This is a genomic window from Paraburkholderia phenazinium, from assembly GCF_900141745.1.
GTDB classification, from domain to species: Bacteria; Pseudomonadota; Gammaproteobacteria; order Burkholderiales; family Burkholderiaceae; genus Paraburkholderia; species Paraburkholderia phenazinium_B.
Window position 1 is genome coordinate 2,729,736 of the sequence record NZ_FSRM01000001.1, and the last position, 11,779, is coordinate 2,741,514.

An 11,779-nucleotide genomic window follows, 5' to 3' on the forward strand; every position below is an offset into this window, starting at 1 on the left:
AGGGCAGAATCATGAGCGACACCACCCAGCGGTTTCCCGGCACGGCTCACGCAGGCCACGCAAGTGACGACGCAGCAGGTCCCGAATACGCGCACTATCGGATCGTTCCCGCAAGGCACCATGCGCGCACGGCAGGAACCGTGCTGGCGATCGCGCTGATCGCGATCGTGGCGAATTCGGTACTCGGCAATCCGCGTTGGGGCTGGGGCGTCTTCGCGCAGTGGTTTTTTGCTGGCCCCGTGCTCGAGGGGCTAGGACGTACGCTGGTGCTGACGGGGCTCGGCGCGTTGTTCGGCTTCACGCTCGCGGTACCGCTTGCACTGGCGCGAGTATCGCGTTCGCCGTTACTGGCCGGCTGTGCGTGGGCGTTTATCTGGCTATTCCGTTCGATCCCGCCGATCGTGCTGTTGCTGCTGTTAAACAACCTTGGCTATCTGTACGAGACGATCTGGATCGGGGTTCCGTTTACGCATATTGCACTACTGAATGAATCGACCACCGATCTGATCAGTCCGTTTTTCGCGGCCGTGCTTGGACTCACGCTGAACCACGCGGCGTTTTCGGCCGAGGCTATCCGTGGTGGGATTCTCTCCGTCGACCACGGGCAGCGTGAGGCCGGTGCGGCGCTGGGTCTGCCGGGTGGCCGCCAGGTGCGTCGTATCGTGTTGCCACAGGCGATGCGCGCCATTCTGCCGACAGCGTTCAACGATGTAATCGGTCTCGCGAAAGGCACCTCCGTCGTCTACATCCTCGCGATGCCGGATCTGTTCTATACGGTGCAGATCATTTATCACCGCAATCTGGAAGTCATTCCGCTGCTGATGGTCGCGACGATCTGGTATCTGATCATCCTCACGGTGTTGTCGGCGATTCAGGTTCACATCGAACGGTACTATGCCCGCGGTGCGACGCGCGAGCAGGTGGCGTTGTCGCCGTTGACTGCATTGTTCGGCCGGTGGCGTAATGCGCGCGCTGCACCTGGTGAAAGCGCAGGCGAGCTTGGGAGCCGATCTGGCGTTGGGGCAAAAACCAGCAGCGAATCCAGCAGCGAAGCGGGCAAAGCCGGCTGGGCGCAGCGGCGGATCGGCGGCAAGGTGGGCATCCATAATGTCTCGAAGAGCTTCGGCACCCTAAAGGTTCTCGATAACATTTCGCTGGCGTTTCCTTCGGGCAGCGTCACCGTGATTCTCGGTCAGTCGGGCTCCGGCAAATCGACGCTGCTGCGCTCGATCAACCACCTCGAACGCGTGGACGATGGCTTCATTGATATCGACGGCGAGCTGATCGGCTATCGCCGCGACGGACGCACGCTCTACGAGCTCAAGGAGAAGGACATCCTGCAGCGGCGACGCGCGGATGTCGGCATGGTGTTTCAGAGCTTCAACCTGTTTCCGCACCTGAGCGTGCTCGACAACGTCATCGAGGCGCCGCTGGCCTCAGGTGTGCCGCGCGCGCAGGCCCAGGCTGAGGCGCGCACACTGCTCGCGCGCGTAGGACTCGGCGACAAGGCCGATGCATGGCCGCGCCAGCTATCGGGCGGTCAGCAACAACGTGTGGCGATTGCGCGTGCGCTTGCACTGAAACCGAAAGTACTACTGTTTGACGAGCCGACGTCCGCACTCGATCCGGAGCTGGTCAACGAGGTACTTGACGTGATCCGCCAGCTTGCACGTTCGGGCACGACGCTGATCATTGTCACGCATGAAATTGGCTTCGCGCGCGAGGTCGCCGACACGATCGTATTCATGGACGGTGGACGCATAGTCGAAGCGGGGCCGCCGTCGCGCGTGCTTGGCGATCCGGCGCAGGCTCGCACGCGTGAATTCCTCTCGAAGGTGCTGTGAGCGTATGCGACGAATGAAACACAACGGCTTAGGATCACTGATGACCGGCCGACGGACGTTCATGATGGAGATGGCCGCGCTGGCTGCGTTGCCGTTTGCATGGTCTGCCGAACCAGCGTATGCGGCAACACAGGTTTACGACTTCAGCCCGGAGCAGAAAGAGCGTATCCGCGCGCCCAGGGACCTGGACGCGCAGCGCCTGCTCGCAGGCTATCGCTTCGTGACGCCAGGCGTGCTCACGGTGGCGATAGCGCCGTTCGATCCGCCTATCGCGACGTACGCGACCGACGCCCGTAGCATCGTGGGCTCCGATCCCGATTACGCGCAGCTCGTCGCCGATGCGCTCGGCCTGCGTCTGCTGCTGGTGCCTGTCGCGTGGCCCGACTGGCCGCTGGGTCTCGCGTCAGGTAAATACGACGCGGTGATCTCGAACGTCGGCGTCACCGAGAAACGCAAGCAGAAGTTCGACTTTACGACGTACAGGCTGGGTCTGCATGGGTTCTATGTGAAGTCGGACAGCGCCATCAGGTCGATCCGTGAACCGAAGGATATCGCGGGGCTGCGCATCATCACCAGTTCCGGGACGATCCAGGAGCGGATCCTGCTCGAATGGAATCAGAGGAACACCGCACATGGGCTGAAAGAGGCGAGCCTGCAGTACTACGACGACAGCGCCGCTAACCGGTTGGCGCTGCTGTCGGGCCGCGCCGATGCCATCTTCAATCCAGATCCGACGCTCGCCTATGAGGCCGCGACGCAAGGACAGATCCGCCAGGTAGGCACGGTCAACGCGGGCTGGCCGAACAACGCGGACGTCGCGATCGCGAGCCGCAAGGGCAGTGGCCTTGCGGCGGCGCTGACGGCGGCGACCAATGGGCTGATCCGCGGCGGCCAGTATCGCGCGGCGCTCGCGCGCTGGGGCCTGCAAACAGAGGCCGTCGAGCACTCCGAGACCAATCCTGCCGGCTTTCCGGATGCGTGATCGAAGGCGCTTACTAGCCAGAACAACCAGAGAGGGCATTTATGTGTGCGGTCCGCATTGATCACCTTGCTTTCCTCACGCCGGGCAACTATGCCGACGATGCGCCGCTCGCCGGTTTCGAGCGGACGCTGGAACTGTTTGGCGTCGGCGAGGCGCTTGGCTACGACAGCGCGTGGGTGCGTCAGCGCCACCTGGAACGAGCGGTCTCCTCGTCGGCGACTTTCCTCGCGGCTGCCAGCCAGCGTACGACGCGGATCGGCCTCGGCACCGCGGTCATCCAGATGGGCTACGAGAATCCATTTCGTCTTGCCGAGGACCTTGCCACCGTCGATGTGCTGTCGCGCGGCCGCCTCAACATCGGGCTCAGCGCAGGTGCCCCGGCGCACGGCATCCTGCTCGGTGAACGGCTTTTCGATGCGAATCCCGAACTGATCGACTTCTCACATGCGCGAGTCGAGCGTCTGCGCCGCAATCTCGCCGGTGAATGGCTCGGCGCGGAAGACACCTTCATCGAATCGGCGGCGGGCCGCGTGCGGCCTCGCGTGACGCCCTATGCGGCGGGTCTCACCGAGCGGCTCTGGTATGGCGGCGGTTCGCGACGCTCGATCGAATGGGCCGGCCGCAATGGCTTCAATCTGCTGATCGGCAACATCACAACCGGTGAGGGAACTGACGATTACCGCGAAGCGCAGCTGCGCCAGCTCGAACTGTTCCACTCGCACTGGCGCGAAGCGCGCTCGCCGCGTATCGCGCTGGGCCGCGTGATCGTGCCGACCGATGGCGCCGATGCCAGGACGCGGCAACGATATCGAGAGTTCGCCGAGGGACGCCACGCACGCACTTTGACTGCGCATGGCGAGCGCCGCACCTTGTTTGCGCCCGATCTGGTTGGTACTGCAGACGAGATCGTCGCGCGCCTGCTTGAAGATCCGGTCGTTGGACAGGTTCGCGAACTGCGCCTCGAATTGCCCTACGACCTTCCGTTTGAGAACTATCAGCAGATCCTCGAGGACTTCGTGATTCGCATCGCACCTGAACTGGGCTGGCGGCCCGAGGCCGCACGAGAACCTGTCGCGGCGTAGCAGCCACACATATTGCCGTATCGATTGATTGACCTTATGACACAAGCCCAAGCCACATCCGTTGCCACTGTTCCGACACAGATTCACACCGTGCCCGACGACCGCCTCATTTATGTTTTGGGGAACGACCCGTTGGCGCGTCCTCTTTTCGAAGAGCTCGCCTACGAATACAGCAGTCGTTACGCGGGTCTGATCGACACCGACGAGATCGCGAGAGAGATGGAGCGCTATCCCGTGGAGGCTTTCGCGCCGCCGTACGGTGCGTTCCTGCTTTTGCTGCGAGACGGGCAGGCCATAGCGGGTGGCGCGTTCATGCGCCATGCCGACCCGGGCACTACCGAGTTCAAACGCATCTGGGCGAGCCGCAAGCATCGGCGTCAGGGTCTCGCACGGCGCATTCTCATCGAACTGGAGGCGCATGCGGTTCGTCTGGGTTATACGCGCGTGTTCCTCAGCACCGGACCGCGTCAGCCAGAGGCCATTGCGCTGTATCAGACCAATGGCTATACCTTGCTGTCCGCACACGACTTCGGTGAGGACCAGCCGCCGGGATATCTGTTCGAGAAGTACCTGTAGCGTTTTCTACCCAACCTATCAATGATCAACCGTTCCTTGAAAAAATCAGCGCTTGCTGTGCGGCGCGTTGCGCTTGCGTCCATATCCCTCTGCATCGCATCATTCAGCCTGTTGACGGCGACACTGCCGGTTGCCGCGCCGGCGTATGCAGCCGGCAGCAAGACCCTGGTGTTCTGCACTGAGGGCAGTCCGGCTGGGTTCGACCCGGGCCAGCACACAACCGGTACCGATTTCGACGCCAGCAGCAGCGCGGTCTACAACGAACTGGTGGAATTTCGCCCCGGCACGCTCGACCTCGAGCCAGCGCTCGCGACGAGCTGGGACGTGTCCGAAGATCAGCGGACGTACACGTTTCATCTGCGGCATGGTGTGAAGTTTCATACGACGGCGTGGTTCAAGCCCACTCGCGATTTCGACGCGGATGACGTGCTGTTCACTTTCAACCGCATGCTCAATCCCGACGATCCGTTTCGCCGGGCTTATCCGACGAGTTTCCCGTATTTCAGCGATCTGGGCTTCGACAGGAACCTCGCGCGGATCGACAAAGTGGACGACTACACGGTGCGCTTCCAGCTAAAACAGCCGGACGTGATCTTCGTGCGCAATGTCGCGATGAGCTTCGCATCGATTCTGTCCGCACAATACGCAGCACAACTGAGCGCTGCGCATCGCGAGGCCGATATCAACCAGTTGCCGGTTGGCACCGGTCCGTTCGTGTTCCGTTCCTATCAGAAGGATGCCCTGATCCGTTACGACGCGAATCCCGACTATTGGCGCCCGGAAGACGTGAAACTCGCGCACCTGATCTTTGCCATTACGCCCGACCCAGGTGTGCGGGCCCAGAAGCTCGCGAGCGGCGAATGCCAGGTGTCGGTGTACCCACGTCCCGCGGATCTGGAGGTGATCAAACGCAACCCCGACCTGACCTTGATTACAGGCGTGGGCTTCAATGTAGGCTTTGTTGCGTACAACACGCAGCACACGCCGCTGGACCGCGTCGAAGTGCGGCGCGCGCTCGATATGGCGATCGATAAGCCCGCCATTATCAAGGCCGTTTTCGCAGGCAACGCGACCATCGCGACCAATCCGATGCCACCGTCCCAATGGTCGTACGACAAACAGTTAAAGGATGCGCCGTACGATCCCGCGAAGGCGAAGACATTGCTGGCGCAGGCGGGCTTCCCGAACGGTTTCGACATCTCGCTGTGGGCGATGCCGGTGCAGCGTCCCTACAACCCGAATGCGCAGTTGATGGCGCAACTCATCCAGCAGGATTGGGCGAACATCGGCGTGCGCGCCAGAATCGTCAGCTACGAGTGGGGTGAATACAATCGCCGCGCGAAGCAGGGCGGTGAGCACGACGCGATCCTCTACGGCTGGTCGGGCGACAATGGCGACCCCGACAACTGGCTCGGCACCTTGCTCGGTTGCGATGCGGTGCACGGCAGCAACGTGTCGAAGTGGTGCGATCCCAGCTTCGATGCCTTGATCGTCAAGGCGCGCTCGAGTTCCGACACCGCAGTACGCACGACGCTTTATGAGCAGGCCCAGGTAATCTTCAAGCAGCAGGTGCCTTATACGCCGATCGCACATTCGATCGTGTCGTTGCCTGCATCGAAGCGCGTGAGAGGGCTCGTATTTTCGCCGCTCGGAAGCCACCGGTTCGACGGCGTCTGGCTGGAGTAAACGACATGAGCCAGTTTGAGGAGTTGACCGACAGCGAATGGGCCCTGATCGAGGGATTGTTCTGCAACGAAGTGGTGCCGCCCGAGCGCTCAGGAAGACGGCGAGTGGAGCCGCGCACCGTGGTCAATGCGGTGCTGTGGGGACTATCGACCGGGCATGGCTGGTCCAGGCTGCCCGGCCGGTATCCATCACGCCCGACCTGCGTGCGTCGCTTTGACGAGTGGCAGGCCGACGGCACGCTTGCCGAAATCGTCAGACGGCTCAATGCCGGCGGCCGGACAGTGTCGCCGCGTGGTGCAATTGGCGATGCGTTCAAACATCGTGCCGCGAACCCGGATCACGCTCGTCTGAAACGTCTGTCGTGGAGCAGTCCGCAAACGTGGCGCGCGCCGGTCGACGTGATCTGAAACTAGATTTGCGCGTGCCACGCAAGAATCGAGCGGCGGTAACCCGAGGGAAGCGGCTCCGGCAATGCATCCACGTCGAAGGTCCCCACCTGCAAATGCTCTTCGCTGATCGAAGGCGAGAACGTCCCTTCGATCCGGCATCCATACGTCACGATAAATACAAAGCGCTCGGGGATCACTTCGAACAGGTAGCTATCGAGAATCCTGCAGGGCGTGACGGTTGCCGCCAGCTCTTCTTCGAACTCCCGGGCAACGGCCTGCTCGGGAGTTTCGCCCACTTCAAGCCGGCCGCCGGGCAGCTCCCACTCCTGCCGCTCGTTCAGCAGCAGGATGACCTGGCCGGGCGCGCTGAATGCCACGCCTTTAACTGATACCGGAAAGCGGTCGTTGTTCATCTGCGGTATGCCATGTCGCGCGGCGGCGCGTTCGTTGACCGGCCAGCGCCGGCGATTCACGGAATTGACGAAATACTGTCTTCGATTAATCCGGATCTGTCGATCACAATTTCGTAATAAACCAGGCTAAAACTCGCCTGGAAAAAGAGCGGGCCGCTGCCCTGTATCCGGTTGCCTTTGCGAGTGCACGCAGCTTGTGCGTGCGATGCAGGTGAATCAAGGCCCAGCCGGTTCGCACAACCGAAATAATACAAAATGCTTTCGATGAACTTCCGATTACCTGTGATTTCAGCCAATCGTCCGCTTCGGGTACGTATCTTTCAGTGCGTTTATAAAACGTTCATATTCGAATGCTCCAATGCGTCGGCGTAATCGAGCTGATAACACGCTGTACTCCTTTAACAAAGCGGCTTCCTATCCCCAAACGATGGATCCGTCGCAGAATATCCGGAGCGCCCCATATGTTACGTAGAAAACCCCTGTTGCCGATTTCGTTGGCGGTGACGATGCTGACGCTGGCGGCTTGCGGCAGCAGCAGCCACAACACGCCAGCGCCGTCGGCAGAGGATGCACTGAATACCGCGACGCCGATCAAGCACGTCGTCGTGATCTTCGGTGAGAACGAATCCTTCGACCACTACTTCGGCACTTACCCGAACGCAACGAACCCCTCGGGCGAACCGACGTTCACCGCGGCAGCCGGCACGCCGACGGTCAACGGTCTGACGACGGCGCTGCTCACTGCGAATCCCACGGTCTCCAACACGGCGAACCCGGCTGGCACCAATATCAATCCGTTCCGCCTCGACCGTACCCAGGCCGGCACGGAAGGTCAGAACCACGGCTACACGGCGGAACAGCTCGCTTCCGACAACGGCAAGATGGACCTGTTCCCGCTCAACACGGGTAACAACGCGACGGGCACGACTGGTGAATTCGGCACGCTCGGCCTCGTAATGGGTTACTACGACGGCAATACCGTGACGGCTCTGTGGAACTACGCGCAGAACTTCGCGATGAGCGACAACATGTACACGGACACGTACGGTCCTTCGACGCCGGGCGCGATCGCCGTGGTGTCGGGCCAGCACAATGGTGCCGTGGTTACGAAAAACGGCGCGGTGGTAGCGGCCAGCGCGTCGGCCAATCCGTCGTCCAACGTGGTCTATGACCTGCAGGGCGGCTGGACGCTGATCGGTGACCTGGATCCGACTGGCGATGCCTGTACAGTTGCGGCCGATTCGGCTTCGACGGCGACGGCAACGATGACCTCGAAGAACATTGGCGATCTGTTGAATTCGGCCAACATCACCTGGGGCGGCTTCATGGGCGGGTTCAACCTGACCACGGTCAACCCGAACGGTACGACGGGCTGCAAGCGGACGACCTTCTCGAGCGTGTTAGGCGCGAACGAAGCCGATTACGTTCAGCATCATGCGTGGTTCCAGTACTACGCGAGCACGCAGAACTTGGCGCACACGCGTCCGAGTTCGGTTTCGGTGATCGGTCATACCGATCCGCTGGATAGCACGGCGACGCCGGTGCACCACCAGTACGACGTGGACGACTTCTTTGCCGCTGTGAACGCCGGCAACTATCCGTCGGTCAGCTTCCTGAAGGCACCTTCGATTGCCGATGCGCACCCAGGTAATTCCGATCCGCTCGACGAGCAGGCCTTCGTGACCAGCGTGGTGAACTTCCTCGAGCAGCAGCCGGACTGGAAGAACACCGCCGTTATCGTTACCTATGACGATTCGGACGGCTGGTACGACCACCAGTTCGCTACGCCGACGACCTCGTCGTTCGACAGCACCACGGTGGAAAGCGCCGGTAATAGCTCGGACAACGAACGTAGCGTGACGGGTGCCGACCAGATCGTCAGCGCCGGTGTGTGTAACGCGACGGGCGCGGTGCAGGGCGTGGGTATCAACGGTGGTGCAGTGAACGGCCGCTGCGGCCCGGGTACGCGCATTCCGTTGCTCGTGATCTCGCCGTATGCCAAGCCGAACTACGTCGACCATACGCTGATCACACAGGCATCGGTGGTGCGCTTCATCGAAGACAACTGGTTGAATGGTACGCGTATCGGCCAGGGTTCGAACGATGCCAGCGCAGGCAGCATCATGAGCCTGTTCAACTTCTCGACGACGACGCCGAATCCGACGCTGTTCCTCGATCAGAACCTGGGTACGAAGGTTGCCACGCCGCCGGCGGCCGCATCCTCAGTGGCACCGGCAGTCTAAGCAGCATAAGCCGGCACGCTTTATAGCCGGTTCACGTCCCGGTAGCTCACGCTACCGGGACGAGTGTTTTTGGAGAGGCCCGGCTTAGGCCGGGCCCTATGCGTTTTTGATACCTCTGCGTTTCTCACTACATTCACATGTCTACGAGTCCACAGTCCACTTCGCCATCAGCCGGATCAACCATTGCCCCCCAGCCACCCGGACAAAGCAGGCCACGCGGCCGCGGGCCCCTGTTGGCAGGATGTGTGGTCGTGCTGCTAGCCGTCGCGGGCCTGGTCGGCTACGCGTTCGCCTACCCCGAGCAGATGCCCGACACCGTAGGTGAATTCGTGGGAGGTATCACCGGCGCGAACCCGCATCCGGTGCAACTGGTTTTGCCGCCGTCTGCTCCTCTGAGTGCTGTCGCCCAACTTGGCCAGCAGATTTTCTACGACACGTCGTTGTCCGCGTCGGGCAAGCAGTCGTGTGCGTCGTGCCACAGCCCGGCGCATTCGTACGGACCGCCAAACGATCTGTCCGTGCAGCTGGGCGGTCCGCATCTGGACCGGCCGGGCTACCGTCCGCCGCCTTCGCTCGCCTACCTGTACCGTCAGGCGGTTTTCAGCATCGGGCCTGATGCGGCGGATGCCGAGGCGCCGCCCGATTTCGCTGCGCTTGCCTCGGCCGCGAAGGGCGTGCAGCGTGCGGACAAGGTCGCGGGCCTCGCGCCCGCTGCTCCGGCGATGGTGCCGCAGGGCGGCCTGTTCTGGGATGGCCGTGCCGATACGTTGCAAAAACAGGCCATCGGACCGCTGCTCGATCCGAACGAAATGGCCAATACAAACGTGGAGGACGTGGCCGCCAAACTTGCCAAGGCGCCTTACGTCAAAACATTCGAAAAGCTTTTCGGTCCGCAGATCCTCAAGGATCCGCAACGCTTCACGGCAGAAGCCATGTTCGCAGTGGGCCGCTATCAGTTCGAGGAACCGTCGTTCCACGCGTTCACCAGCAAGTATGACTACTGGCTGCAAGGCAAGGCACGTCTGACGCAAACGGAACTGCGAGGCCTGCATCTGTTCAACGATCCGAAGAAGGCCAACTGCGCCGGCTGCCACCTGAGTGCGCCGACTGCGGACAACCTGCCGCCGCTTTTCACCGACACGCAATACGAAGCGCTTGCTGTACCGCGCAACCCTGAGCTGGCGCAGAACCGCGATCCGAAGGCCTTCGACATCGGCTTGTGCGGTCCGATCCGCAAGGATCTGGCGCAGCAAACGCAGTATTGCTCGATGTTCCTCACGCCGACGCTACGCAATAGTGCAGCACGCCACATCTACTTCCACAACGGCGTCTATCACGACCTGAAGCACGTGATGGACTTCTACAACCTGCGCAATACCAATCCCGAGAAGATCTACTCGCACGATGCGTCGGGCAAGGTGGTGATGTTCGACGATGTGCCCAAGCAATACCAGCCCAACATCGACTTCGCCGACGCGCCATTCGATGTCAAGCCGACCGACAAGCCTGCGATGACGGATCAGGATATCCAGGACATCATCGCGTTTATCGGCACGTTAAACGACGGCTACCACCCGAAGTGATGCGTTGTATTGTCGGGGGCATACTTGCACTATCGACGCCCCCTGCAAGGAAACCGTGTGGCAAACAACCCAGCAGCGCGGGCCGACGCGATCACCGTGTCGGCCATCCTGTCGCGCATCGAACAGCTTTATCCGACCTATGGCGCCGCGAGCCGGCGCATTGCGGATTTCATCCGCGAATACCCGCACGAAGTCGTGCATATGTCGGTCAGCGAAGTGGCCGAGCGCGTCGGCGCGAGCGAAGGCAGCGTGGTAGGTTTCTGCAAGACGCTCGGTGCAAAGGGTTTCCTGCAGCTGAAAATCGTGCTCGCGCAGGAAATCGTGCAGCCGGTGCAACTGATTCACGAGGACGTGGCGCGCGGCGATAGCACGGCGGCCGTGGTTGCGAAGATCTTCAGTTCGAACGTCCAGGCGTTGCACGAAACCGAAGCGACTCTCGACGTGCATGCGCTCGAGCAGGCCGTCATGGCGATTCGCAGTGCGAAGCGCGTCGAAATCTACGGTGTCGGCAGCTCGGCGCCGATCGCCGAGGACGCGCATTACCGGCTGCTGCGCATCGGTCTCGATGCGCGCGTCGCGGTCGACCCGCATATCCAGGCGGTGAGTGCGTCGCTGTGCGATTCGAGTGTTGCCACGCTGACCATCTCGCATTCAGGCGCCACCCACGAGACGGTTGCCAGCACCCGGCTGGCGAAGGAAGCGGGCGCGCGCACGATCTGCATCACCAACTTCGGGCGCTCGCCCATCCACGCGTATTCCGACATCGTGCTCACGACCATGGCGCGCGAGACGCACTTTCGCACCGAGGCGATGGCAAGCCGGATCGCGCAACTCGCGATCGTCGACACGCTGATCGCCTGTCTCGCGCTAGCGGATTACGAGCGCGCCGTGGATACCATTCGCCACACCTTCGATGTCCTCTCGCTGAAGCGTTACTGAAGGGAAGGGCGGTGGAAGCAAAATTGAATAATATTCAAAAGT

11 protein-coding genes are annotated in these 11,779 nt (G+C 61.6%); 9 read left to right on the forward strand and 2 right to left on the reverse strand.

The features are described 5' to 3' along the window. Nucleotides 1-11 precede the first annotated feature (11 nt). The 6 genes from BUS06_RS38530 to BUS06_RS12410 all read left to right on the forward strand — a co-directional run bounded on the left by BUS06_RS38530 (nucleotide 12) and on the right by BUS06_RS12410 (nucleotide 6,577). Nucleotides 12-1,844, forward strand: coding sequence for an amino acid ABC transporter permease/ATP-binding protein (locus BUS06_RS38530; RefSeq protein WP_074264517.1), 1,833 nt, complete (start codon nucleotides 12-14; stop codon nucleotides 1,842-1,844). 40 nt (nucleotides 1,845-1,884) lie between these two features. Further along, nucleotides 1,885-2,826: an ABC transporter substrate-binding protein gene (locus BUS06_RS12390; protein ID WP_074264518.1), complete on the forward strand. Its 942-nt coding sequence runs from the start codon at nucleotides 1,885-1,887 to the stop codon at nucleotides 2,824-2,826. A gap of 41 nt (nucleotides 2,827-2,867) precedes the next feature. Then, nucleotides 2,868-3,908, forward strand: a complete 1,041-nt coding sequence (locus tag BUS06_RS12395; protein WP_074264519.1) for an LLM class flavin-dependent oxidoreductase — start codon at nucleotides 2,868-2,870, stop codon at nucleotides 3,906-3,908. A gap of 132 nt (nucleotides 3,909-4,040) precedes the next feature. Continuing rightward, nucleotides 4,041-4,484, forward strand: coding sequence for a GNAT family N-acetyltransferase (locus BUS06_RS12400; RefSeq protein WP_254368830.1), 444 nt, complete (start codon nucleotides 4,041-4,043; stop codon nucleotides 4,482-4,484). Nucleotides 4,485-4,505: 21 nt separating this feature from the next. Then, entirely contained in the window at nucleotides 4,506-6,170 is a 1,665-nt protein-coding gene (locus BUS06_RS12405) for an ABC transporter substrate-binding protein (protein ID WP_074264520.1), read from the forward strand. A gap of 5 nt (nucleotides 6,171-6,175) precedes the next feature. Then, complete coding sequence (locus BUS06_RS12410) at nucleotides 6,176-6,577, forward strand: IS5/IS1182 family transposase (RefSeq protein ID WP_074264521.1); 402 nt, start codon at nucleotides 6,176-6,178, stop codon at nucleotides 6,575-6,577. Nucleotides 6,578-6,579: 2 nt separating this feature from the next. On the opposite strand, the gene BUS06_RS12415 is transcribed toward BUS06_RS12410, so the two are convergent. After that, nucleotides 6,580-6,972, reverse strand: a complete 393-nt coding sequence (locus BUS06_RS12415; RefSeq protein WP_074264522.1) for an NUDIX hydrolase — start codon at nucleotides 6,970-6,972, stop codon at nucleotides 6,580-6,582. Between the two features lie 56 nt (nucleotides 6,973-7,028). Beyond that, on the reverse strand, nucleotides 7,029-7,268 hold the full coding sequence (locus BUS06_RS37425; protein WP_143787509.1) for a hypothetical protein: 240 nt from the start codon (nucleotides 7,266-7,268) through the stop codon (nucleotides 7,029-7,031). Nucleotides 7,269-7,433: 165 nt separating this feature from the next. On the opposite strand from BUS06_RS37425, the gene BUS06_RS12420 reads away from it, so the two are divergent. The 3 genes from BUS06_RS12420 to BUS06_RS12430 all read left to right on the forward strand — a co-directional run bounded on the left by BUS06_RS12420 (nucleotide 7,434) and on the right by BUS06_RS12430 (nucleotide 11,737). After that, on the forward strand, nucleotides 7,434-9,215 hold the full coding sequence (locus tag BUS06_RS12420) for a phospholipase C (protein ID WP_074264523.1): 1,782 nt from the start codon (nucleotides 7,434-7,436) through the stop codon (nucleotides 9,213-9,215). A gap of 137 nt (nucleotides 9,216-9,352) precedes the next feature. Further along, a complete protein-coding gene (locus BUS06_RS12425) occupies nucleotides 9,353-10,798 on the forward strand; it encodes a cytochrome-c peroxidase (RefSeq protein ID WP_083611408.1) in 1,446 nt (481 codons plus the stop codon). A 57-nt stretch (nucleotides 10,799-10,855) separates the two neighbouring features. Then, nucleotides 10,856-11,737 carry a MurR/RpiR family transcriptional regulator gene (locus BUS06_RS12430; RefSeq protein WP_254368831.1) on the forward strand — a complete coding sequence of 294 codons (882 nt, stop codon included), beginning with the start codon at nucleotides 10,856-10,858 and terminating at the stop codon, nucleotides 11,735-11,737. The last annotated feature ends 42 nt before the right edge of the window (nucleotides 11,738-11,779 follow it).